Origin of the sequence: Halomonas sp. DP4Y7-1, assembly GCF_019800705.1 — a bacterium.
Classification (GTDB): domain Bacteria; phylum Pseudomonadota; class Gammaproteobacteria; order Pseudomonadales; family Halomonadaceae; genus Halomonas; species Halomonas litopenaei_A.
On sequence record NZ_JAHVKS010000002.1, the window covers coordinates 318,249 to 340,553 of the forward strand.

The window sequence follows — 22,305 nt, forward strand, 5'->3', positions numbered from 1 at the left end:
CCCTTCCGACTTCTGGCGCCAGGTATTCGATGGTCAGGCGCCATGAGGACCTCTAAAATATAGGTCTTGTACACCTATCGTACAAGCCTGTAAGAGAAGACCGAGGTCGTTGAATCCGAACAGGGCAGCGGGGCGTCCATCTTTCGGGTAAAGTGGGGCGGCGCTTCAGGGTAAGGTGACCGCCACTCCAGGGGGACTCATAACACCTTGTAGTCGAACGGCTTTTACAGGCGCGTCAGGGCTTACCACGTTCAAGGACAGGCAGGATGACCAACAGATGACTTTGCTATGGATTCCCTTGCTACCGCTTCTCGGTGTGCTGGTACCCGCATTGACCGGATCTCGAGGCCGCTTACTCTGCACCCTGGCCACCGCTTGCCTTCCGGCAGTGGCGCTGGCCCTTACCCTCAGTTATCTGCCCGCCATCGAGGCAGGCAACATTCCCCGTGCAGGCCTAGAGTGGGTGCCGCAGATCGGCCTTGACCTGGCCTTCCGCCTGGACGGTCTGTCGCTGCTGTTCAATCTGCTGATACTGGGTATCGGCCTGCTGATCATCCTGTATGCCCACTACTACCTGGACGCCAGCGAGAACTACGCCAAGTTCTACGCCTACCTGATCCTGTTCATGGCCTCCATGGTCGGCATTGCCATGGCCGACAATCTGCTGGTCCTGTGGATGTTCTGGGAGCTCACCAGCCTGTCGTCGTTCCTGTTGATCGGTTTCTGGTCACACCGCTCCGAGGCCCGCAAGGGTGCGCGCATGGCCATGACGGTCACCGGTGCGGGCGGTCTGGCCCTGCTCGCCGGCCTGCTGCTGCTCGGCGACATCGTCGGCAGCCTGGATATGCAGGTCGTGCTGGACAGCGGCGCCACCATTCTGGCGGACCCGCGCTACCCCATCATGCTGGTGCTCGTGCTGCTGGGCGCCTTCGCCAAGTCGGCGCAGTTCCCCTTCCACTTCTGGCTGCCCCACGCCATGGCAGCGCCAACGCCGGTCTCCGCCTACCTGCACTCGGCCACTATGGTCAAAGCCGGCATTTTCCTGATGGCTCGCCTGCACCCGGCCATTGCCGGCAGTGAGCTGTGGTCGGCCATCGTGACCGTGGTCGGGATCGTCACCATGGTCTACGCGGCATGGTTCGCGCTGATCAAGGCAGACCTCAAGGGCATCCTGGCATTCTCGACTGTCAGCCATCTTGGCCTGATCACGGTACTGTTGGGGATCGGCAGCCCCATGGCGGTGCTCGCCGCGCTATTTCATATTCTCAACCATGCGACCTTCAAGGCCGCGCTTTTCATGTGCTCGGGCATCATCGACCACGAAGCGGGAACGCGGGACCTGGCCAGGCTGGGCAGGCTTGCCAAGGCCATGCCGATCACCTGCGTCGTGATGAGTATCACAGGCGCTGCCATGGCAGGCTTCCCGCTGCTCAATGGCTTTATCTCCAAGGAGATGTTCTTCACGGAAACCCTGGACTCCCAAGCCTTTGGCGGTTTGAGCCTGGTGCTGCCGGTACTCGCCACCATCGGCGGTGTGCTGTCGGTGGCCTACTCGATCCGTCTGGTCCATGCGGTGTTCTTCGCCGAGCCTCGTCACGCTCCCCCCAAGGCTCCTCACGAGCCTCCTCACCTGATGCGCGCTCCGTCGGAGTTGCTGGCAACACTGTGCATCCTGGTCGGCCTGTTCCCCGCGGTGATGGCCACCTGGCTGCTGGCACCGGCGGTGGCCGCCGTTTTGCTTGAGCCCCTGGATTTTCACCTGGCCATCTGGCACGGCTTCAACCTACCGCTGGCGATGAGCGTCATCGCCACGCTGGCCGGCCTGACAACCTATCTGCTGCACCGCAAGATCCGCCAGTTTGTGCGTGACTTTCCGCCCCGCGATGCCAGCCGCATCTTCGAGGGCGTGGTCCAGACGATCGGCGATCGCGCAGAACGCATCACCGAGTGGTTCGACAATGCGTCGCTGCAGCGCTTCATGACGCTGCTGTTAGGCGCCTCTCTGATCGCCGGCGCCGTGGGTCTGGCGCGCATGGATGCGCTCACGGGAGCCAAGGGCAATCAACCGGTCGACGGTGTCCTGCTGGTCGGTGCCCTGCTGCTGATCTTTACCGGCATCGGCACCGCCATCACCCACCGACACCGCCTGATCTCACTGCTGATGCTGTCGGTGGTCGGTCTGCTGGTGTCACTGACCTTTGCCCGCTTCTCTGCGCCTGACCTGGCCCTGACCCAGCTGTCGGTAGAGGTGGTGACCATGATTCTGCTGATGCTGGCGCTGTTCTTCCTGCCACAAAAGACGCCAAGAGAGTCGACTCCGGCACGAGCCTTGCGCGACCTGCTGCTGTGCATGGGGCTTGGGGGCGTGATTGCGGGTCTCAACTACACCGTTCTGACCCGCGATACGGAGAGTATTTCTCAATTCTTCCTCGACAATAGCGTGCCAGGAGGAGGCGGCCACAACGTGGTCAATGTGATTCTGGTCGACTTCCGTGGCTTCGATACCCTGGGCGAGATCACCGTCCTGGCCATCGCGGGACTGGCCATCTTCAAGCTGCTCAATCGCCTGCGCCTGTTCATGCCGCACAGCGACAGCGAGGGCCGGATCTGGGCACCCGATCGCTATCCGATGATCCTGACAACCATCTCGCAGACGGTGTTGCCGCTGGCGCTGCTGGTGTCGGTCTTCATCTTCCTGCGCGGTCACAACCAGCCCGGCGGCGGTTTCATCGCTGGCCTGATCACTGCCGTCGGGCTGCTGCTGGTGTATATGGCCAGGGGGGTTGCCTGGACCCAGCAGCGACTCGACTTCCCCTATCAGCCCGTCGCCATCCTTGGCGTCGGCGTGGCGGCATTGACGGGCTTCGGCAGCTGGCTGTTCGGCGCGCCCTTCCTGACATCGTCCTTTGGCCACTTCCACATCCCCTTGATCGGTGACATCGAGCTGGCCACCGCCATGCTGTTCGACCTTGGCGTCTATCTCGCGGTAGTGGGCGCCACTCTGATGATCCTGGCCAACCTGGGCAAGGTCACCACGCCTCACCGCCCGGCCAAGGAAGACCATGACCAAGGTTCGGTAGAGCAGGGATTGCACCGAACCGCTGCCCCCTCCGACGGCAAGGAGACCGTGTGATATGGAAATGCTCTATGCCATTACCACCGGCGTGCTCGCCGCCAGTGGCCTGTACCTGATGCTTCGCGGGAGAACCTTCCCGGTGGTGGTCGGCCTTACGTTGCTGTCCTATGCGACCAACCTGTTTCTGTTCTCCATGGGCGGGCTCACGGCGGGAGGCTCCGCCATCATCGACGGCAAGAGCCACTACAGTGATCCGCTGCCCCAGGCGCTGGTACTCACCGCCATCGTCATCGGCTTTGCCATGACGGCCTTCGCGGTCATTCTCGCCATGCGCGCCCGGGGCGACATGGGCAATGACCATGTCGATGGGCGCAAGGCCGAGGACAAGGAGGAGCGACGTTGATGTCCCACCTGATCGTGATGCCCATCGTCCTGCCCCTGGCAGCCGCGGTGGCACTGTTGATGACGCGCTTCGGCAACCCGTCCTATAAGCGTGTTCTGGGCCTGGTGACCACCTTTGCCTTGCTGTTGGTCAGCCTGCTGCTGTTGCGTCAGGCCGCCGCTGGCGACATTCACTACTATGCGCTCGGTGACTGGCAGCCACCCTTTGGCATTGTCATGGTGCTTGATCGCCTGTCTGCGCTGATGATTTTCGTGACGTCCCTCCTGGCCGTTGGCGCCGTGCTGTTTGCCTGCGGCGGCGACGACGAGAAGGGCAGCAACTTTCATGGCCTCTTCCAGCTGCAGCTGATGGGGATCAACGGCGCCTTCCTGACCGGCGACCTGTTCAACCTGTTCGTCTTTTTCGAGGTGCTGCTGCTCGCCTCCTACGCCCTGCTGGTGCATGGCGGAGGCAAGGGTCGCATCCAGTCCGCCGTGCATTATGCGGTCCTCAACCTTGCCGGATCGGCACTGTTTCTATTCGCGGTTGGGCTGCTCTACGGTGCCACGGGCACCCTCAACATGGCCGACATGGCTCAGGCGGTGAGCCAGCTACCCAGCGAACGCCAGGGCATGGTGGTGGCCGGCGCGCTGCTGCTGCTGGTGGTCTTTGGCCTCAAGGCGGCCATTCTGCCGCTGTACTTCTGGCTGCCACGGGCCTATGCCAGCGCTCCGCCTCCGGTCGCCGCCCTATTTGCGGTAATGACCAAGATCGGGGTCTACGCGATATTGCGGGTCTACTGGCTGATCTTCGGCGACCAGGCCGGCCCCCTCGAGGCATTGGAGCAGAGCTGGGTATGGTGGCTTGCCCTTGGCACTCTGGCGATTTCCGGCATCGGCGTGCTGGCGGCGCGTGACCTGCGCCTGTTGGTGGCCTACCTGGTACTGGTGTCGGTGGGTACCCTGCTGGCCGGCGTCGGCATGCGCTCCTCTGCTGCGGTATCGGGACTGTTGTTCTATCTGGTCCATACCACCCTGGTCACCGGCGGTCTGTTCCTGCTGGCCGACATGATCGGCACCCAGCGTGGCAAGGCAGGCACGCGCCTGGTGCGGGGCCGTGTCCCCCACAATGCCACGGCCCTCGGGCTGATGTTCGTCATCGGTGGTATGGCCGTGGCAGGCTTGCCGCCGCTGTCAGGCGCCTTTGGCAAGGTCATGCTGATGAGTGCTGGCGATAGCGACCAACGCCTGTGGTTCTGGCCTTTACTGCTGGGCACCGGGCTGTGTGCAATCGTGGCGCTGTCCCGGGCCGGCTCCACCCTGTTCTGGCGCAGTCAGGCCAGCGATGACGGCGAGCCGTTGTCGGCCTGGCAGTGGGCCGGCACTGGCTGGTTGCTGGCCGCTTCCCCCCTGCTGGTAGTGCTGGCCGGGCCCCTGGCAGGCTATACCGAAGCCACCGCCGAACAGCTGACCAATCCTGAACCCATGCTCCGCGCCGTGCTGATGCAACAGGGAGACGCTCCATGACCACCCGCTCTCGTTCGTTGTTGCCCACCCCGCTACTGAGCCTGCTGTTGCTGGTTGTCTGGCTGCTGCTGGTCAATGATGTCTCTGTGGGCCATCTGCTGCTGGGCAGCGTCCTGGCGGTGCTGATCCCCTGGCTGACCTACCCCTTCTGGGACTTGCAGCCCGGCGTCAAGAAACCCTGGAAACTGCTGCGCTTCTTCTTGAGGGTCATCGGTGACATTGTGGTGGCCAACCTGCAGGTTGCCTGGATCATCATCAATCCCTGGCGCCGCACTCGGCCGCATTTCGTCGAGTATCCGCTGATGCTCGAAGAACGCTTTACCATCACGCTTTTGGCCAGCACGATCACGCTGACACCGGGTACGGTCTCGGCGAACCTGCGCATGGATGGGAAGACGCTGCTGATACACGCGCTGGACGTGCGCGATGAGCAAACCCTCATCGACACCATTCGGGAACGCTATGAGCGGCCGCTGAAGGAGATCTTCGAATGATCGATATCGCGTTGACCATCAGCCTGACGCTGGTCTCCCTGGCGCTGTTGCTGAACCTGTACCGGTTGACGGTGGGACCTGACATGCCCGACCGGATTCTCGCGCTGGACACGATGTATGTGAACTCCATCGCGCTGATTATCCTGATGGGCATCTGGCTCAACACCAAGACCTATTTCGAGGCGGCGCTGTTGATTGCACTGCTGGGCTTCATCAGCACCATCGCAGTCTGCAAGTACTTGCTGCGCGGCGACATCATCGAGTAATTCAGGAGAGTCTTCATGCTATACGTGTTTCTCGAGGGCCTGATCTCGGTACTGCTGATCGCTGGCGGGCTGTTTGCCTTCATCGGCTCGCTGGGCATGGCCCACCTCAGGGACTTCTACATGCGCCTGCATGGTCCGACCAAGGCCACCACCCTGGGCATGGGCTGCATACTCGCAGGCTCGATGGTGTACTTCAGCGTCACCCAGGGCGGCCTGCACCTGCAGGAAATGCTGATTACCCTGTTCCTGTTCATCACAGCACCTGTCAGTGCCCACATGCTGGCCAAGACCGGCCTGCATCAGCGTCTTAACTACCTGGACAAGACCCGGGGCAAGCCCCTCGAGTTTCGGGAAGAGGAAGTCGGTGCAAAGCCGGTCCCCCACCCCGATCCGGAGTAGGCCAGAGCGGTCTGCTAAACGACAATGGGCAGCCAGATGGCTGCCCATTTTGCGATGGCGTCTAGGCTCTCATAACCATCCGGCCAACTCTCGCCTGACGATGCCCGCCAGCGCGTCGATGTGATCGTCGCGATCATTCAGGCAGGGAATATAGACAAACGTCTCTCCGCCGGCCTCGATGAAGGCATCCCGAATTTCCTGCTGGATTTCTTCCAGGGTTTCTACGCAATCGGCACTGAAGGCAGGCGACAGCACTGCAATGCGCTTATGGCCCTGGCGTGCCAGTTCGGCCACCTTGTCGACCGTTGCGGGCCCGACCCACTCCTCTGGACCAAATTTCGACTGGAAGGCGGTAAGGACATCCTCTTCCGGCATGCCGAGCCGCTCTCGCAACAGCCGAGTCGTCTTCACGCATTGGCAGTAGTACGGGTCGCCTTCTGTCAAAAAGCGCTTGGGTACCCCGTGATAGGAGGCCACGATCCTGGTGGGCGGCTGGGTCTCCTGCGCCAGGCGCTCCCTCACCGAGGCCGCCAGAGCGTCGATATAGGCCGGCTCATCGAAGTAGGCCGACGCGGTCCTGATGGCCGGCTGCCACTTTCGCTTCATCAACTGGCGAAAGAACTGGTCGCACGCCGTCGCGGTGGTCGGTGAGCCATACTGCGGGTAAAGAGGGAAGAACAGGATACGCCGACAGCCCTTGTCCTCCAGCTCCTTGAGCGCCTTCTCTGTCGAGGGATTGCCGTAACGCATGCCGAAACTGACCTCGATATTCTCCCCCACAGCGTCACGCAAGCGCAGCGCCAGCTTGTCCGCCTGGTTGCGGGTGATCGTCAGCAACGGACTTTCGTCCTGCTCGGTGTTCCAGATGCTGCGATATGCCTCTCCTGAGGCAAACGGCCGACGGCTGAGGATCACCAGCTGCAACAGCGGCTGCCACAGCCAGCGAGGGTAATCAACGACCCGCTGATCCGATAGAAACTCGCTTAAATAGCGGCGCATGGACCAGTAGTCCGTATCATCCGGAGTCCCCAGATTGGCGACCAGCACCCCGATCTTGTCACGAGGAATGACAGGGTGGTCCGCTGGGGCATGTGGCGGACGGCGTACCTGCTCGGATGACGGGGAATCAGACTGATCCATGAAAATGGCTTCCTCTTGGCGGTCTCGGTAAGCAAAAAGACTAACACCAGCAGGTGTCAGGCTCGAATCAAGTGTTACTATAAAGAAGATTTGTACAACTGTTGGAAAACTTATGTCCAGATCCTTGATTCTGCTTGCCGGTGATCAGCTGAGCCACGAGCTGGCAGCACTGGAACATGCCTCGGATGACGACGTGATCGCCCTCTGCGAGGTCGCCGAGGAAGGTCGCTATGTTCCCCATCATCCGCAAAAGATTGCGATGATGCTGTCGGCCATGCGCCACTTTGCTGCCAGCCTGCGTGACAAGGGATATCGGGTCCATTACAGCGCGCTCGATGACCCGGACAACGCCCACTCGCTGCTGCAAGAGGCCGAGCGGCTCGCAAAGCTCTATGACTGTCAGCGCATCGTGACCACTCGCCCGGGGGAATGGCGCCTGCTGCAGGCGATCGAGGAGCGTCGCAGCGACGTGCCCTGGGAATGGACTGAAGACACTCGGTTCTACTGCACCCCCGAGGCATTCGCGCAGTGGCTGTCAGGGCGTAAGCAACCCCGCATGGAGGCCTTCTATCGCGAGATGCGGCGCCATACTGGGCTACTGATGGAAGGCGACGAGCCGATGGGCGGTCAGTGGAACTTTGACAAGGACAACCGCAAGCCACTCGACCAGCGCCTCGATGTGCCATCACCGCCTGAGCATGGTATCGATGACACCACCCAGGCAGTGCTCGACCTGGTGGCAGAGCACTTTGGCGATCACTTTGGCGATCTTGACGGCTTCCACTGGCCGGTGACGCGGCGGCAGGCGCTGGTCGACCTGCGCCATTTCATCGATGCGCTGCTACCCGACTTTGGTGACTACCAGGACGCCATCAGCGATGACGACCCCTACCTCTTCCACTCGCGCCTCTCGGCGCCGATGAACCTGGGGCTGATAAGCCCGAGAGAGGTCTGTGAGGCAGCCCAGAATGCGTATCTTGAAGGCAAGGCCCCGATCAACGCGGTCGAGGGCTTCGTGCGACAGATACTCGGCTGGCGCGAGTACGTGCGCGGCGTCTACTGGTCTCAGATGCCAGACTACAAGCGCGGCAACGCCCTCAAGGCGACTCGTGGCCTGCCTCGCTTCTACTGGACCGGAGAGACGGACATGCGCTGCCTGCAGCGCGCTATCGGCATGACTCGCGAGAATGCCTACGCCCACCATATTCAGCGTCTGATGGTCACCGGCAACTTTGCCCTGCTATGCGGCGTCAGTCCGGAGGCACTATGCGACTGGTATCTCGCCGTCTATGCCGATGCCTGCGAGTGGGTCGAGCTGCCCAATACGCTGGGCATGGTGCTGCATGCTGACGGAGGCATCATGGGGTCCAAGCCCTACTGTGCTTCTGGCAAGTACATCGACCGCATGTCGGATCACTGTCGCGACTGCCACTACGATGTAAAGAAGACCACAGGCGAGACGGCCTGTCCTTTCAACAGCCTCTACTGGCACTTCCTTGAGCGCCACGCCGACACCCTGAGCAACAACCACCGAATGAAGTTGATCTACGGCTCATTGAGCCGCATGAGCGATGACAAGCGCACCGCCATGCGTGAGCAGGCGGAGTCCTTTCTCGCCACGCTGGAGCTCGAGCCGAGCTACGGCCAAGGCGAACATGTGGCAGGCTATCGCGCCCGGGGGTCATCATCATGAACCGCTTCGACGACATCATCCCACCGGTCACCCTGTTCCACGACGGCGGCTGCCCGCTGTGTCGCCGGGAAGTGGCCTGGCTGCGCGGCCATCCCAGACGGGACCGTATTCGCTTCGTGGATATTCGCCATCCCGACTTTGATGCCGCGCAGTGGGGCAAGCGCATCGAGGACATGATGGGCAAGCTGCACCTTCTCGACGCAAGGGGCCACTGGATCGTCGGGATGGATGCCAGCAGAGCCCTGTACGCGACCTTGGGCTACCGGCGCTGGCTCTGGTTCAGCATGCTACCGGGAATGCGGCAGGCGCTGGACATGGGCTATCGCCTGTTTGCCAAGCTACGTCCCTGGCTGGGGCGACACGGGTCTGGCTAAGACCAGACTGGCAACCTACAGACTGGCCAAGTGCGGTCTGGTGAATAGAGTCGATCTGGAGGGGTTCGACCTGAAGATATTCGATCAAGACCGTCACGGGCCCTGGCTATCAGCGCCAGGGACTTGTATCGGTCAGAGGAAGGCAGGAACACCCAGGGGTGTCAGAACGTCAATGGTGGGGGTCGGGAGGGCAGTGTCAGAAAACCAGTGGCATGCGCGATGCCAGTGGCTGCGCATAGTGGGTCTCGCGGCCAATGACCTCGTCGTGAGCGACGTGCTGCACCAGGTAGGCTCGATGAATGCCTGCTCGCTTCAGCTCAAGGTAGACATCGTCCAGTGAACGGAACAGCACAGGCTTGCCGCGTCGGCAGAGCATATGACGCGCCCCTTCGACGTCTTCCAGCTCGACTTGATAGAAACGGCTACCCGCGTGGCTGATGACGCGGATCTCGAAGTTGTCGTGTCGGCCCACAAAGGCCTTCAGCTCCTGAAATTCCATAATATCTTTCGCCTCTTTTCATCCTGTAGTGGCGGCCAGCGTCTTGCCACCGCCTTGCTGATTAGCGCTATCTGTCACACCAGTCCATTCTCGCCACCGTCTGGCGCGGGTCATCGTCTCACAGCCTGCTCGACACTAGCGCGATGGACGGTGCGACGGTTTGATCATGGCACAGCCTGACGATGGAGAGTGACATTCTGGTTACGCTAACAATAATTTCTCTGACCTGGATACACACCTGCCGTTCCCTGCGCGATGCAATCAAGCACGCTCCAGCAGAAGACAGCCCCATGCCGTCAAGACACTCAGTAAAAAGAGAAGGCTAGAACGAAAGGTGACGCAGCAAGGGAAGCGCGCGCAGCGACGAGCGGACAGAGGGAAGAAGGAACAGAAGAAAGAGAATGCAGAAGACACCAAACCCAGACATGCGAGAGGCGAAGGAACGAGAACACACCAGGCAAAGGCCACCCCTTGGTGGCCTCGCGGGCAACCAGACGCCCGACAGGCCAGCCTGTCATGCGCTACAGCATCACCCTACTGCTGTCCCGACGCCTACTGATACTCGGAAGGATCGATCGCCTTGCCCAGGGAATTTCTGTCGACCCAGTTCCCTGCCTTGGTTTCCTTGTAACGAAAGACCACCTTATCCCCTACAGCCACCGGAAGTTCGGCATCTTCGGTCTGATAACTGTAGTCGACACCGTCCACCACCAGGTGGTAACGGTACAGATCGGGCATGCCCAGCCATTCCTTGAAAGGACCTTCACGTTCCACCGAAGTCAGCTCACCTCGGGCTTCCAGCTTGGGCGCGCGGCGCCGATTGCCGCGTCGAAATCCACCTGCCATGTCAGGGTCCTCCAGAGTCGGGTTACAGAGTGCAAGGGGCGGCATTATACGAGTCCACCGGTTCAGCTCAAGCCGCACCTCTTGCGCAGGGCCTATTCACCGAAGGTGTCGCCGTAGCTATCTGGTGCAAGATCCTCGAAACGGGTGTATTTGCCAATAAAGGCCATGTGAACCGTGCCGATCGGACCGTTACGCTGCTTGCCGATGATAAACTCGGCAAGCCCCTTGTTATCGGGGTTATCAGGATTGTAGACCTCATCACGATAGACGAAACCGATGAGGTCGGCGTCCTGCTCGATGGCCCCGGACTCGCGCAGGTCCGACATCACCGGGCGCTTGTTGGGTCGCTGCTCCAAGGAACGGTTGAGCTGCGACAGGGCAATGACCGGGCACCCGAATTCCTTGGCCAGCCCCTTGAGCGAGCGCGAGATCTCCGAGATCTCGCCGGTACGGTTGTCACCGAACCCCGGCACCTGCATCAGCTGCAGGTAGTCGATCATGATCATCGCCAGGTTGCCGTGCTCGCGCACGACTCGACGAACTCGCGAGCGCATTTCGTTGGGGGACAAGGCTGCGGTGTCATCGATAAACAGCTGCTTGTCCTTGAGCAGGTTGACCGCGGAGGTGAGCCGCGGCCAGTCCTCGTCTTCCAGCTGACCGGAGCGCACGCGAGTCTGATCGATACGACCCAGTGACGACAGCATACGCAGCATGATCGAGTCTGCCGGCATCTCCATGGAAAACACCATGACCGGCTTATCGCTGGAGACTACCGCATGCTCCACCAGGTTCATGGCGAAGGTGGTCTTGCCCATGGAGGGGCGACCGGCAACGATCACCAGGTCAGAGGGTTGCAGACCAGAGGTCATGTCATCGAGATCGCGAAAGCCGGTCGACAGGCCGGTCATCTCGCCTTTCATGTTGAACAGCTCATCGATGCGATCGACGGCCTTGGTCAGCAGTTCGCTCATGCCGATGGGACCACCGGCCTTGGGGCGATCTTCGCTGATCTGGAACACCAGCCGCTCGGCCTCGTTGACCAGCTCGTCAGCGGGACGACCGTTGGGGCTGAACGCGCCATCGGCGATCTGGTTGGCTGCCTGAATCAGTTTGCGCAGGGTGGCCCTTTCGCGAACGATATCACCGTAGGCGCGGATATTACTGGCGGAAGGCGTATTGCGGGCGAGCTCCGCCAGGTACGCCAGTCCACCCACGGTATCGAGTTGATCGCGAGCCTCCAGCGCCTCGGACAGGGTCACCACGTCCAGCGGGCGACTGGATTCCGCCAGCGCCACCATGGCGTTGAACACCAGACGGTGTTCATAGCGATAGAAGTCATCGGCGACCAGGCGGTCGGCGATGCTGTCCCAGGCCTGATTGTCCAACATCAGACCACCCAGCACCGATTGCTCGGCCTCGACCGAGTGGGGCGGAACCTTGAGCGCTGCGGCTTCCTGATCGATGGTCTGGACGTCACTCATCTGCTTGTCTCTCGCAACACATGTACTGCCGGTCGGTAAAGGGCTTCCAGTCTAGCCGATCTCCACCCTCTCGCAAGACCGTAGCTCCGCGGATCGCGGGCATAAAAAAAGGCGCGGGATATCACTCCCGCGCCCTTGCTGTTGCCGTGGGAGATGACCTTATTCGGCCACCACCACCACGCGCACAGCGGCGTCGACGTCAGCGTGCAGGTGCAGCACGATGTCGTACTCACCGGTCTGACGGATCGGGCCTTCCGGCATACGCACTTCGCTCTTGGCGACATCGATTCCAGCGCTGGAGATCGCTTCCGCCAGGTCACGCGGACCGATGGAACCGAACAGCTTGCCTTCGTCACCGGCCTTGGCGACCAGAGACAGCTCGATATCGTTGAGCTGCTCGGCGCGGGCTTCCGCCTCGGCCTTGCGCTCAGCGGCCTGGGCTTCAAGCTCGGCGCGCTGTGCTTCGAAAGCAGCGATGTTGTCCTTGGTGGCCGGCACGGCAAGGCCGTAAGGCACCAGGTAGTTACGGCCGTAGCCAGGCTTGACGGTGACCTTGTCACCAAGACCGCCCAGCTTGCCAATGTTGTCGAGCAGAATGACTTCCATCTCGTAAACCTCTATGTCAGTTGCTGTGACCTAGACGACCGCGGAAATCCGCGAAGGTGTCGATCAAGGCCACAACCAGCACGATGAGAATCATGGGCCAGGTGGTGATCAGCAGCAGATAGAACGCGACCAGCCACAACCCGTTCATTCCCTTACGTCCAACTACACCATGTGTCAGGCCGATGCCCGCCATCAGTAGCGGTATCCAGGCCAGCATGCCGATGCCAGGCAGTCCAAGCAGCGAGCCGGCAATCACCAGCGCCACCAGCAGAATCAGCTCCCGAGGGCTGAGCCGCATGGCGTGGAACTCTTCCCGAAAACCACCGGGGTTGTAGAGTCCCGCCTGCCAACTACGGGCCAGTGCCAGGCAAGCCACGGAGGCCAGCATGACAACCAGGCCGGTGACCCCGCTGATGACCAGCTCGGCCAGCTGTGTGGGGTCGACGCCTTGGGCCGCCAGCTCGTCGAGCATGGCCGCTACCTCGGACGAGCTCTGACGCAGCTGATCCAGCATCAGGGCGGTGTCCGCCCGGGGCAGAAACACCCCGATCTGGATCATCGCCGCGCCCGCCAGAGACCCCAGGATCAGTGCTTCGCTCCAGCGCATGCGAGAGCGCAGCACGACCGCCATCAACAGCGCCAGCAAGGTCGTCGCCAGAGGAATCGGATCCCCTTGCGTCCACCACCAGCCCGCAGGAACCGCTGCGGCAGCAATCACCGGCAACGCCGGCGCCATGCCCTTGCGCAGCGTCACCAGAGCGGCGATAGCGGCCCCGAACCAGAACAGCCAGGGCACCGCAGACGCCACCAAGGCGACCAGCGCCGCCTGGGGCGTCCCTTTCATCGACCATCGGGCGACAGGCAGCATCGGTTGATGACTTACTGGTGGCTGTCGGTGTAGGGCAGCAGAGCCAGGTAGCGTGCGCGCTTGATCGCAGTAGACAGCTGGCGCTGGTAACGGGCCTTGGTACCGGTGATACGGCTGGGAACGATCTTGCCAGTCTCGGTGATGTAGGCCTTCAGGGTGTCCAGATCTTTGTAGTCGATCTGCTTCACGCCTTCAGCGGTGAAACGGCAAAACTTGCGGCGACGGAAAAAACGTGCCATGGAAAGACTCCTTATACGTGCGTTGCAGAACTAGCGATGCGCGGCTTAGGCGGATTCAGCGGTGCGCGGCTTTTCTTCGCGACGGGCACGCTTCTCTTCCACCGGCTTCATCATCGGAGACGCTTCGGTGATGGCTTCCTTGCAGCGCACCACCAGGCTGCGGATGATGGCGTCGTTGAAACGGAAGATGTTCTCGATTTCCTCGAGAGTCTCGCCGCTGCACTCAACGTTCATCAGCACGTAGTGGGCCTTGTGGATCTTGTTGATCGGGTAGGCCAGGTGACGGCGACCCCAATCTTCGAGACGGTGAACGGTACCGGAGTTCTCGGTGACGATGCTGGTGTAGCGCTCGACCATGGCCGGAACCTGCTCACTCTGGTCCGGGTGGACCATGAAGACGATCTCGTAGTGACGCATGGATTCTCCTTTCGGTTTGGCAGCTTCCGCAGGGGCCTGAGCGGGTGTCAAGAACATCGCTCGACGCCGGGGGAAGCAAGGAGTGAATAACAAATAACCTGTCCCGCGCAGAACGCACGGGCGCATGGATTCTACGGAGTCAAGCGGCGTGATGCAACCTGAACATCACTTTCCTCTCTTTTAGCCAGGTGGCGATGACAGACGGTCTTGCTACCGCTTCTCTCTATCACCTCTGTCTATCACCTCTTTCTACCACCTCTCTCCACCATCCCTCTCTACCACTATCAGGACGATGAACGCTGTCGCACTGCCTCAAACAGGCAGATACCGGTAGCAACGGAGACGTTGAGGCTGGAGACCGCCCCGGCCATCGGCAGCTTGACCAGCGTGTCACAGGCTTCGCGGGTCAAGCGGCGCATACCCTTGCCTTCAGCCCCCATGACCAGCGCCGTCGGGCCGCGCAGATCCGCCTCGAAGACGCTGCCTTCGGCTTCGCCTGCCGTTCCGGTGATCCACACGCCCTCTTCTTTCAGTCGCGCCATGGCCCGCGCCAGGTTGGTCACCTGATACACCGGCACACTTTCAGCAGCACCACAGGCTACCTTGCGCACCGTGGCATTCAGCGGCGCCGACTTGTCCTTGGGCACCAGCACCCCATGCACTCCAGCGGCGTCGGCGCTGCGCAGGCACGCCCCCAGGTTGTGCACGTCAGTGACTCCGTCAAGGATCAGCAGCAGCGGCGGTGTTTCCAGCGGCCATGCCTTCAGCTTATGCCAGAGCGACTCCTCGCTCTCCGGTGCCAACGGCGGACAGAAAGCGACGACTCCCTGATGGGAAGCCCCCTGGGAGAGGCGGTCCAGCTCGTCTCGGGGCACCGCTTTGACACGTGCCCCACGCTGACGCGCCAGCTCGACCAGGTCGTGCAAGCGTCGGCCCGCTTCACCTTCCTGCAGCCACAGCTCGCGAGGCGATTCGCCGCGATCCAACATGGCTCGGACGGCATGCACGCCGAAGACGCCATCAAGACCTGCGGGCGCCGCGGCGCCAGAACCACCCCGTGGCTGACGCTGACGTTGACGCTTGGATTCATGCTTGGCCACGCAGGCCCTCCTGTAAACAGATCACGCTGGCGTTACCGCTTATTGCCATTGCCACGCGCATTGCGCCGAGGGCCACGACGACGACGCCCACCCTTCTTCTTCGGCGCCTCGGCCTCGGACGAGGCGCCATCCTTGCCACGCTTGCCGGCCTTGGCGTGACCGGTCTCGCTGGCCTTGCTCGCAGGCTCGCCACGACGCTTGCGCGGCGCGCGCCGAGGACGTGGCTTGTCATCGGCCATCTCGAAATCGATCTTGCGCTCATCCAGGTCGACCCGCGCCACCTGAACGGTCACTCCGTCGCCGAGACGGTAGCTGGTTCCCGTGCGCTCGCCCTTGAGGCGATGCTTTTCCGGCTCGTAGTGGTAATAGTCGGAAGGTAATGAGGTGACGTGCACCAGCCCCTCGACGTAGACATCATCCAGCCGCACAAAGATACCGAACTGGGTGACGGAGGCGATGGTTCCGTCGTAGACCTCACCGAGCTTATCGGACATGAACTCACACTTGAGCCAGTCCTCCACGTCGCGAGTGGCGTCATCGGCCCGGCGCTCTGTCATCGAGCAATGCTCCCCCAGCTCCAGCATCTGCTCGAAGGTGTAGGGGCACCACTTGGTCGGCGGCTCCACCGGCGCACCCTCGGCCCGCAGCACGGTATTGGTCTGGCGCGGACCGCGGATGACCGAGCGAATGGCGCGATGCACCAGCAGGTCGGGGTAGCGGCGAATCGGCGAAGTAAAGTGGGCATAGGCCGGATATGCCAGGCCAAAGTGCCCTTCGTTGTGCGGCGAGTAGACCGCCTGGCTCATGGAGCGCAACATCACTGTCTGAATGATGTCCGCATCGTCACGGCCCTTGATGGCCTCGGCCAGGTCGCGATAGTCCTGAGGCGTGGGCTCATCACCGCCACCTAGCGACATGCCGATCTCGTTCAGGAACAGCCTCAGCTTGTCCAGGCGTTCCGGCGATGGCCGCTCGTGAATCCGGTAAAGCGCTGGCAGGTCGTGCTTGTCCAGGAAGCGCGCGGTGGCCACGTTGGCGGCCAGCATGCACTCCTCGATGATCTTGTGAGCATCGTTGCGCGAGCGCGGCACAATCTTCTCGATCTTGCGTTCGTCGTTAAAGACGATCGCGGTCTCGGTGGTCTCGAAGTCGATGGCGCCCCGCTCGGTGCGCGCTTCCCGCAACAGCTGATACAGGCTGTACAGGTTCTTCAGCGACGGTACCAGCGCCTTGTACTGCTGTCGCAGCGCATCGCCCTCTTCTCCGTCATCCTGGAGAATGGATGCCACCTTGTTGTAGGTCAGCCTGGCGTGGGAGCGGAAAACGGCCTCATAGAAGCGATAGCGACTGATCGCGCCGGTCTTGGAAATGTTCAGCTCGCAGACCAGCGCCAGTCGATCCACGTCAGGGTTCAGCGAGCAGAGCCCATTGGACAGCAGCTCTGGAAGCATCGGCACCACCTGCCCCGGGAAGTACACCGAGTTGCCCCGAGCAATGGCCTCCTGGTCCAGCGGGCTGCCGGGACGCACGTAGTGCGAGACATCGGCAATCGCCACCAGCAGCTTCCAGCTTCCGGAACGCGTCTTGTAGGCACAGACAGCGTCGTCGAAGTCCTTGGCGCTTTCATCGTCGATGGTCACCAGCGGCTTGTCGCGCAGGTCGATGCGGTGAAGCTTGTCGTCCTCCGCTACCTCAGCGGACATGCTGGCGATCTGATCGGTGACATCCGGCGGAAACTCAGAGGGAATCTCGTAGCTTCGCAGCGCGATATCAATTTCCATCCCGGGGTCCATGCGCTCACCCAGCACCTCGATCACTTCCCCGACAGGCTGGACCCGGGTCTCCGGCTGCTTGACGATACGCGCCGAGATGACCTGCCCGTCCTGCGCGCCAGCGCAAGCACTGTGGGGAATGATGACTTCCTGGGTAATGCGGTTGTTCTCGGGAATCAACACGCCGAACTCAGGCGTGTTTTCCCGATAGACGCCAACGATCGTCTGGGTGTTGCGCGCGATGACTTCCACCACCGTCGCCTCGTCGCGACCACGACGGTCACGCCCGCTGACCCGCACCAGCACATGGTCACCGTGAAACACTCGGCGCATCTGCCGAGGAGGCATGACCAGGTCAGGCTTCTTGCCATCATCGCGGATCAGAAATCCAAAGCCGTCGCGGTGACCCAGCACCTTACCCTTGATCAGGTCCAGCTTGTCGATCAGCGCATAGGCGCCCCGACGATTGCGCAATACCTGGCCGTCTCGCTCCATGGCGGAGAGGCGCCGGCGTACCGCTTCTCGAAGGTCTTCATCATCCAGGCCAAGCTGATCGCTCATCGCCTCGTGGGTCGTCGGCGTACCGATTTCCTCGAGTCGATTCAACAGATATTCACGGGAGGGAGCAGGCTTGTCGTACTTATGGGCTTCGCGGCTGGCGTGTTCGTCGGCGTCGAGCGTCCAATGGTTCATGCGGAAGGCATCCTTGACAGGGGCGAGGACGGCAGGAGTGCGCCGCCACCCGGGCGCGAGCGTGCGGTCTTTTCGAAATTGTCTCTTAACATGCGCGCAGTATAGCGCCAGCAGCGCCGTCACCCAACCATAAGCGCCTCCGGATACAGAGCTCGCGCCATCAGTACGACGTTTTTTTCTCCCAGCAGCGATGCAAAAGGCTTGCAATATGCCAAAGTTTCGGTAACATACGCGCCACTTGCCCAGATGGCGGAATTGGTAGACGCGCTAGCTTCAGGTGCTAGTGTCCTTACGGACGTGGAGGTTCAAGTCCTCTTCTGGGCACCAAGATCCTTCGGGATCACGACGATGGAGATCGTCACGCTCTTTGATATATCGTTATCGGCAAAGCGCACGTGTTCGCCCAGGTGGCGGAATTGGTAGACGCGCTAGCTTCAGGTGCTAGTGTCCTTATGGACGTGGAGGTTCAAGTCCTCTCCTGGGCACCAACGATACATGCTATGGCATGCATCGATGAACACAGGCCGAGCAGATAACGTAGATCACGAGCACACAACATGACATGCCCAGGTGGCGGAATTGGTAGACGCGCTAGCTTCAGGTGCTAGTGTCCTTACGGACGTGGAGGTTCAAGTCCTCTCCTGGGCACCAATGTCATGCAGCAACAGGATCAGACAGATCCAACAAGAATCCGCGCCCCGTCGCGGTTTTTTTGTGCCTGCCGTTCCAGCATCCAGCGTGTTAGCACCCGGTCTTTAGTCCCTGGCCCGTCGCTCAATCGAAACGCGACGGCAACTCAGCCACCTGAGACAGCGCCCAGTCGCCCACCCCCGCACGAGCCTCCCAGGCCGCCTCTTCCTGCGGGCCCAGCCGCGGAAAGAAATTCAGTCCCGTGATCGCTTCCACCTCGTCGATGCTGACAAGATAGCGAGACAGCGATTCATCTCCACGCACGTTCTGGGGCATCACAAAAGCGACTGCCAGAGGAGTCTCTCCGGGCACCACCACCACCTTGTAGAAGCCGATTGGCACCTCCACAAAGCTGACGCGATCCAGCAATCGATCCAGGGAGAGATCGCTGACTCTGGTTTCTGCATAGACAGGCCCAGTGATGACCTGCAGGCGACCGAAGCGCGGCAGAAAATGGTCCATCACGACTTCTTCCAGGCGCTGCCATAGCTGACGGTTGAGGGCAGGCTTCTGCGGCATCATGTTGCTCATCAGGAAGCTGTCATGCTGAGCCTGCTCGCCCCAGACCTTGGCCATGGCATAGTTGGGAGCCAGGTGCCCACGGTCATATCCACTGCCAGCGTAGCTGGTCGTGCTGACGGGCCACAGCGTTCGCCAATCCTGTTCGAAGCCGGGGCGAGGCCCCACCCGGTGATCCGCCGACTGCCGCAGTTCATAGCTCGCCCACAGCGCACCAACGCGCAGATCAGACCATCCCAGCAGATACCCTTCATTACGCAGCACACGGGTGAACGCCAGCGTGGACGGTTCCGCCCACTCGGTCACCCCCATCCAGCTCATGCGGTCGCGATAGCCCTGCTCGGTGGAGTACCACAGGACAACCCCCAGCACGGCGATGGCCAGCGAGGCCAGGAAATGCCGCGGCCGAGGTATCAGACGATCAAGCGAGAGATCCACACACTTCCTTGTCGGCAATGGTCAGGACGAACAATGGTCAGGACGAACAATGGTCAGCAGGGCCTGCCCTTACCAACCCAACGAAAACATGGTTTCCAGATCGTGGCGCGAGTGCACCTGAAGCGCATTGAGCGTTTCCGTGTCGGCAATGCCTTCTACTGCATTCAGGCGTCCAGTGACCAGCTCCGCCAGACTCTCGAAATCCCGTGTACGGGCAATCGCCACCAGATCATAGCGACCGCAGGTCGAATAGACCTCGCTGATCCCTTCCACCTCGGCCAGACGCTCGGCCACCGCCTTGACCTGCCCTTTCTCGGCATTGATCAGAATCACAGCATTCTGCATGATCACGCTCCTTTCCCATCGCTCCACGCCAACGACTCAGGACGCGGATGTTAAACATGGTGGTTTGGCAACGCAGTATATCAGCGCCTCCTCACCACCTGCACCGCCGACTGCGCGGACCGCTTTTTTCGCGGCGGATTGCCGCACTCACAACGAGACGATTCGCCAAGGCTCAACGGCTTAGCTAATCTTGCAAGGCAGCGCCATCAAGAGCGCACGAGCAGGCTGCCAAGGCATCCTGACTCACCAAGACCGGCCCATCGCGGGCCTGACCATGACCGTATGACGCTCATCTTCCGACAATGAGGAGTCCCCATGACCAAGCACAGCCGTCGTGCCTTCCTGCGCACCAGTCTGCTGGGCATCGCCGCTCTGCCGCTGGGTGCTGGTGTCCTGTCTCGCACTGCGCTGGCACAGAGCCTGCCTCGCCTGAGTACCGACAATGCCCAGGCCAAGGCTCTGGGATACGTCGAAAAGGCCAGAGATGCCAGCGGCAATGCCGCCTACGAAGACGGAGAGCTCTGCTCGAACTGCATGTTCTTCAATGCCGAAACCGAGGGCTGTCAGCTATTCCCGCAGAATAGCGTCGCCCCAGGCGGATGGTGCCAATCCTGGACGGCCAAGCCATAAGGCTGCGTGTCGAGGTCCGGTACTAAGTAAGAAGAAAGAAGGCAAGAAGAAAGCAGGCAAGAAAACACGCCGCCGCAAAGCATCACTTTGCGGCGGCGTGTCGGTTATCTGCTGTCGGCGTCAGGCGGATTCTTCGCTGTCCGGCAGCGGCCACTGGTAACGCCGCACCACTTCATCACCATCGAAGGACTCCAGCTTGACCGGAAAGCCCCATAGCTGGTGAAGGTGTCGGATCACAGGGTAGACACTACGGGCCAACGGACGCCGCTGATCCTGCACGTGCCTGAGTGTCAGCGAACGATCTCCTCGAATATCGGCCTCGAACACCTGAATATTCGGCTCCCTGAGCGACAGGGCGTACTGCGCGGACAGCGCCTCACGGACCCGCCGGTAGCCCCGCTCGTCATGAATCGCTGCCACCTCGAGCATGTCCTCCTGATCATCATCGACCACCTGGAACAGCTTGAGCTGACGAATCACCTTGGGTGATAGAAACTGCTGAATGAAGGACTCGTCCTTGAAGTTGCGCATGGCGAAATTCAGCGTTTCGCGCCAGTCGCTTCCCGCAATGTCCGGAAACCACTCCCGGTCCTCGTCATCCGGAGACTCGCAGAGGCGCTTGAGGTCGGTGAAGATGGCGAAGCCCAGCGCATAGGGATTGATCCCGTTGTAGTAAGGGCTGTCAAAGGCGGGCTGACTGACGACGGCGGTATGGGACTGCAGAAACTCCAGAATCAGGCCTTCGTCCACGGCCCCTTCGTCGAACAGCCGATTCATCAGCGTGTAGTGCCAAAACGTCGCCCACCCTTCATTCATGACCTGGGTCTGCCGCTGAGGATAGAAGTACTGGGCCAGCTTACGCACGATTCGCACGACCTCCCGCTGCCAAGGCGCCAGCAAGGGTGCATTCTTCTCGATGAAGTACAGCAGATTTTCCTGTGGCTCGGGGGGATAACGCCCGCCACCGTGCAGCCCCAGCGGGTCATCGTCGGAAGACACAGGCGGCACCTCGATGCCGGCGTCACCCATGGGAATTGTCCGCCACAGGGTATTCACCTGAGCCTGGAGATAGTCTTCACGCTCCTTCTGCCGTCGAGCCTCCTCCTCCGGCGATACCGGAGACGGCCGCTTGTAGCGATCCACCCCATAGTTCTGCAGCGCGTGACAGGCGTCGAGCAACTGCTCGACGGCCTGCACACCGTGACGCTCCTCGCACTGACTGATGTACTTGCGGGCAAACACCAGGTAGTCGACGATCGAAGAGGCGTCGGTCCAGGTCCGAAACAGATAGTTGCCCTTGAAGAAGGAATTATGGCCGTAGCAGGCATGTGCCATGACCAGTACCTGCATCATCAGGGTGTTCTCTTCCATCAGATAGGCGATGCAGGGGTCGGAGTTGATCACCAGCTCATAGGCCAGCCCCATCTGCCCACGACGATAGGCCTGCTCGACGGCCAGGAACTGCTTGCCGAACGACCAGTGATGGTAGCCCACAGGCATGCCCACGCTGGCGTAGGCGTCCATCATCTGCTCCGTGGTGATGATCTCGATCTGATTGGGGTAGGTGTCCAGTCGATACTCGTCCGCAAGCCGAGCGATCTCGGCCTCGAACTCGGTCAGGTCGTCGAAGCTCCAGTCCGAGCCGGTCGCAATGGGCTTGGCGTGACGTTTGGTCAAGGCGGTCATGGCAATTCCTCTTCGTCCAAGGCGCTGCTCGTCCAACATGCTTCGCTTGCAAGGGAGTCCGCTTGCAAGATACGGCTGTGGCTAGGGGCTTACCTGGCGAGGTGCTTCAACACACGGCACGCCCTT

General features: G+C 61.2%; 22 protein-coding genes and 3 tRNA genes. 12 read left to right on the top strand and 13 right to left on the bottom strand.

What is annotated here, in order from left to right; genetic code table 11:
* Positions 1–277: 277 nt before the first annotated feature.
* The 6 genes from KUV72_RS04970 to KUV72_RS04995 are packed head-to-tail and all read left to right on the top strand — an operon-like array spanning position 278 to position 6,143.
* Entirely contained in the window at positions 278–3,133 is a 2,856-nt protein-coding gene (locus KUV72_RS04970) for a monovalent cation/H+ antiporter subunit A (protein WP_222237634.1), read from the top strand.
* Between the two features lies 1 nt (position 3,134).
* The gene (locus KUV72_RS04975) at positions 3,135–3,479 is read left to right on the top strand and encodes a Na+/H+ antiporter subunit C (protein ID WP_206941365.1); all 345 of its coding nucleotides are present in this window, start codon (positions 3,135–3,137) and stop codon (positions 3,477–3,479) included.
* Positions 3,476–4,984 (top strand): monovalent cation/H+ antiporter subunit D, encoded by a 1,509-nt coding sequence (locus KUV72_RS04980; RefSeq protein WP_222237635.1) that lies wholly within the window; start codon positions 3,476–3,478, stop codon positions 4,982–4,984. The genes KUV72_RS04975 and KUV72_RS04980 overlap by 4 nt, the downstream gene beginning before the upstream one ends.
* The gene (locus KUV72_RS04985; RefSeq protein ID WP_206941367.1) at positions 4,981–5,478 is read left to right on the top strand and encodes a Na+/H+ antiporter subunit E; all 498 of its coding nucleotides are present in this window, start codon (positions 4,981–4,983) and stop codon (positions 5,476–5,478) included. Before KUV72_RS04980 ends, KUV72_RS04985 begins: the two co-directional genes overlap by 4 nt.
* Entirely contained in the window at positions 5,475–5,744 is a 270-nt protein-coding gene (locus KUV72_RS04990; protein ID WP_206941368.1) for a K+/H+ antiporter subunit F, read from the top strand. Before KUV72_RS04985 ends, KUV72_RS04990 begins: the two co-directional genes overlap by 4 nt.
* A 15-nt stretch (positions 5,745–5,759) precedes the next feature.
* On the top strand, positions 5,760–6,143 hold the full coding sequence (locus KUV72_RS04995; RefSeq protein ID WP_206941369.1) for a Na+/H+ antiporter subunit G: 384 nt from the start codon (positions 5,760–5,762) through the stop codon (positions 6,141–6,143).
* 69 nt (positions 6,144–6,212) lie between these two features.
* Here KUV72_RS04995 and hemH read toward each other — a convergent pair whose 3' ends face one another.
* Positions 6,213–7,283 (bottom strand): ferrochelatase, encoded by a 1,071-nt coding sequence (gene hemH / locus KUV72_RS05000; protein WP_222237636.1) that lies wholly within the window; start codon positions 7,281–7,283, stop codon positions 6,213–6,215.
* Between the two features lie 112 nt (positions 7,284–7,395).
* Between hemH and KUV72_RS05005 the strand changes: the two genes are divergently transcribed.
* Both KUV72_RS05005 and KUV72_RS05010 read left to right on the top strand, forming a co-directional pair.
* Entirely contained in the window at positions 7,396–8,976 is a 1,581-nt protein-coding gene (locus tag KUV72_RS05005) for a cryptochrome/photolyase family protein (RefSeq protein ID WP_222237637.1), read from the top strand.
* A complete protein-coding gene (locus tag KUV72_RS05010; protein WP_222237638.1) occupies positions 8,973–9,350 on the top strand; it encodes a thiol-disulfide oxidoreductase DCC family protein in 378 nt (125 codons plus the stop codon). Before KUV72_RS05005 ends, KUV72_RS05010 begins: the two co-directional genes overlap by 4 nt.
* 196 nt (positions 9,351–9,546) lie before the next feature.
* Here KUV72_RS05010 and KUV72_RS05015 read toward each other — a convergent pair whose 3' ends face one another.
* The 9 genes from KUV72_RS05015 to rnr form a co-directional block, all read right to left on the bottom strand.
* Positions 9,547–9,849 (bottom strand): DUF6482 family protein, encoded by a 303-nt coding sequence (locus KUV72_RS05015; protein ID WP_206941373.1) that lies wholly within the window; start codon positions 9,847–9,849, stop codon positions 9,547–9,549.
* A gap of 552 nt (positions 9,850–10,401) precedes the next feature.
* The gene (locus tag KUV72_RS05020; protein WP_206941374.1) at positions 10,402–10,695 is read right to left on the bottom strand and encodes a hypothetical protein; all 294 of its coding nucleotides are present in this window, start codon (positions 10,693–10,695) and stop codon (positions 10,402–10,404) included.
* A 92-nt stretch (positions 10,696–10,787) separates the two neighbouring features.
* On the bottom strand, positions 10,788–12,176 hold the full coding sequence (gene dnaB, locus KUV72_RS05025; RefSeq protein ID WP_222237639.1) for a replicative DNA helicase: 1,389 nt from the start codon (positions 12,174–12,176) through the stop codon (positions 10,788–10,790).
* Positions 12,177–12,335: 159 nt separating this feature from the next.
* Positions 12,336–12,782, bottom strand: coding sequence for a 50S ribosomal protein L9 (gene rplI, locus KUV72_RS05030; protein WP_206941376.1), 447 nt, complete (start codon positions 12,780–12,782; stop codon positions 12,336–12,338).
* Between the two features lie 16 nt (positions 12,783–12,798).
* Complete coding sequence (locus KUV72_RS05035) at positions 12,799–13,650, bottom strand: hypothetical protein (RefSeq protein ID WP_222237640.1); 852 nt, start codon at positions 13,648–13,650, stop codon at positions 12,799–12,801.
* Positions 13,651–13,661: 11 nt separating this feature from the next.
* Positions 13,662–13,889 carry a 30S ribosomal protein S18 gene (gene rpsR / locus KUV72_RS05040; protein ID WP_016853668.1) on the bottom strand — a complete coding sequence of 76 codons (228 nt, stop codon included), beginning with the start codon at positions 13,887–13,889 and terminating at the stop codon, positions 13,662–13,664.
* Between the two features lie 45 nt (positions 13,890–13,934).
* Positions 13,935–14,306, bottom strand: coding sequence for a 30S ribosomal protein S6 (rpsF, locus tag KUV72_RS05045; protein ID WP_206941380.1), 372 nt, complete (start codon positions 14,304–14,306; stop codon positions 13,935–13,937).
* A gap of 284 nt (positions 14,307–14,590) precedes the next feature.
* Positions 14,591–15,313 (bottom strand): 23S rRNA (guanosine(2251)-2'-O)-methyltransferase RlmB, encoded by a 723-nt coding sequence (gene rlmB, locus KUV72_RS05050; RefSeq protein ID WP_222162899.1) that lies wholly within the window; start codon positions 15,311–15,313, stop codon positions 14,591–14,593.
* A gap of 125 nt (positions 15,314–15,438) precedes the next feature.
* Positions 15,439–17,871 (bottom strand): ribonuclease R, encoded by a 2,433-nt coding sequence (rnr, locus tag KUV72_RS05055; protein WP_222237641.1) that lies wholly within the window; start codon positions 17,869–17,871, stop codon positions 15,439–15,441.
* A gap of 240 nt (positions 17,872–18,111) precedes the next feature.
* On the opposite strand from rnr, the gene KUV72_RS05060 reads away from it, so the two are divergent.
* The 3 genes from KUV72_RS05060 to KUV72_RS05070 all read left to right on the top strand — a co-directional run bounded on the left by KUV72_RS05060 (position 18,112) and on the right by KUV72_RS05070 (position 18,522).
* Positions 18,112–18,198, top strand: a tRNA-Leu gene (locus KUV72_RS05060).
* Between the two features lie 74 nt (positions 18,199–18,272).
* Positions 18,273–18,359, top strand: a tRNA-Leu gene (locus KUV72_RS05065).
* A gap of 76 nt (positions 18,360–18,435) precedes the next feature.
* A tRNA-Leu gene (locus KUV72_RS05070) sits at positions 18,436–18,522 on the top strand.
* Between the two features lie 123 nt (positions 18,523–18,645).
* Here the strand turns inward: KUV72_RS05070 and KUV72_RS05075 are convergent.
* Both KUV72_RS05075 and KUV72_RS05080 read right to left on the bottom strand, forming a co-directional pair.
* Positions 18,646–19,518 carry a DNA/RNA non-specific endonuclease gene (locus KUV72_RS05075; protein WP_315857853.1) on the bottom strand — a complete coding sequence of 291 codons (873 nt, stop codon included), beginning with the start codon at positions 19,516–19,518 and terminating at the stop codon, positions 18,646–18,648.
* 69 nt (positions 19,519–19,587) lie between these two features.
* Positions 19,588–19,863 (bottom strand): Lrp/AsnC family transcriptional regulator, encoded by a 276-nt coding sequence (locus tag KUV72_RS05080; protein WP_206941383.1) that lies wholly within the window; start codon positions 19,861–19,863, stop codon positions 19,588–19,590.
* A 315-nt stretch (positions 19,864–20,178) separates the two neighbouring features.
* On the opposite strand from KUV72_RS05080, the gene KUV72_RS05085 reads away from it, so the two are divergent.
* Positions 20,179–20,493 (top strand): high-potential iron-sulfur protein, encoded by a 315-nt coding sequence (locus tag KUV72_RS05085; RefSeq protein ID WP_222237642.1) that lies wholly within the window; start codon positions 20,179–20,181, stop codon positions 20,491–20,493.
* 120 nt (positions 20,494–20,613) lie between these two features.
* Here the strand turns inward: KUV72_RS05085 and KUV72_RS05090 are convergent, their stop codons facing one another.
* Positions 20,614–22,179 carry a SpoVR family protein gene (locus KUV72_RS05090; RefSeq protein WP_206941386.1) on the bottom strand — a complete coding sequence of 522 codons (1,566 nt, stop codon included), beginning with the start codon at positions 22,177–22,179 and terminating at the stop codon, positions 20,614–20,616.
* Positions 22,180–22,305: the final 126 nt, after the last annotated feature.

Excerpts from the sequence above, each read along its gene's own strand:
- KUV72_RS04990 (WP_206941368.1), top strand. The coding sequence starts at position 5,475 with ATGATCGATATCGCGTTGACCATCAGCCTGACGCTGGTCTCCCTGGCG.
- rpsR (WP_016853668.1), bottom strand. The coding sequence starts at position 13,889 with ATGGCACGTTTTTTCCGTCGCCGCAAGTTTTGCCGTTTCACCGCTGAA.
- KUV72_RS04995 (WP_206941369.1), top strand. The coding sequence starts at position 5,760 with ATGCTATACGTGTTTCTCGAGGGCCTGATCTCGGTACTGCTGATCGCT.
- KUV72_RS04975 (WP_206941365.1), top strand. The coding sequence starts at position 3,135 with ATGGAAATGCTCTATGCCATTACCACCGGCGTGCTCGCCGCCAGTGGC.
- KUV72_RS05020 (WP_206941374.1), bottom strand. The coding sequence starts at position 10,695 with ATGGCAGGTGGATTTCGACGCGGCAATCGGCGCCGCGCGCCCAAGCTG.
- dnaB (WP_222237639.1), bottom strand. The coding sequence starts at position 12,176 with ATGAGTGACGTCCAGACCATCGATCAGGAAGCCGCAGCGCTCAAGGTT.
- KUV72_RS05090 (WP_206941386.1), bottom strand. The coding sequence starts at position 22,179 with ATGACCGCCTTGACCAAACGTCACGCCAAGCCCATTGCGACCGGCTCG.
- rnr (WP_222237641.1), bottom strand. The coding sequence starts at position 17,871 with ATGAACCATTGGACGCTCGACGCCGACGAACACGCCAGCCGCGAAGCC.
- KUV72_RS04985 (WP_206941367.1), top strand. The coding sequence starts at position 4,981 with ATGACCACCCGCTCTCGTTCGTTGTTGCCCACCCCGCTACTGAGCCTG.
- KUV72_RS05010 (WP_222237638.1), top strand. The coding sequence starts at position 8,973 with ATGAACCGCTTCGACGACATCATCCCACCGGTCACCCTGTTCCACGAC.
- rplI (WP_206941376.1), bottom strand. The coding sequence starts at position 12,782 with ATGGAAGTCATTCTGCTCGACAACATTGGCAAGCTGGGCGGTCTTGGT.
- KUV72_RS05005 (WP_222237637.1), top strand. The coding sequence starts at position 7,396 with ATGTCCAGATCCTTGATTCTGCTTGCCGGTGATCAGCTGAGCCACGAG.
- rpsF (WP_206941380.1), bottom strand. The coding sequence starts at position 14,306 with ATGCGTCACTACGAGATCGTCTTCATGGTCCACCCGGACCAGAGTGAG.
- KUV72_RS05015 (WP_206941373.1), bottom strand. The coding sequence starts at position 9,849 with ATGGAATTTCAGGAGCTGAAGGCCTTTGTGGGCCGACACGACAACTTC.
- KUV72_RS05080 (WP_206941383.1), bottom strand. The coding sequence starts at position 19,863 with ATGCAGAATGCTGTGATTCTGATCAATGCCGAGAAAGGGCAGGTCAAG.
- KUV72_RS04970 (WP_222237634.1), top strand. The coding sequence starts at position 278 with ATGACTTTGCTATGGATTCCCTTGCTACCGCTTCTCGGTGTGCTGGTA.
- hemH (WP_222237636.1), bottom strand. The coding sequence starts at position 7,283 with ATGGATCAGTCTGATTCCCCGTCATCCGAGCAGGTACGCCGTCCGCCA.
- KUV72_RS05085 (WP_222237642.1), top strand. The coding sequence starts at position 20,179 with ATGACCAAGCACAGCCGTCGTGCCTTCCTGCGCACCAGTCTGCTGGGC.
- KUV72_RS05035 (WP_222237640.1), bottom strand. The coding sequence starts at position 13,650 with ATGCTGCCTGTCGCCCGATGGTCGATGAAAGGGACGCCCCAGGCGGCG.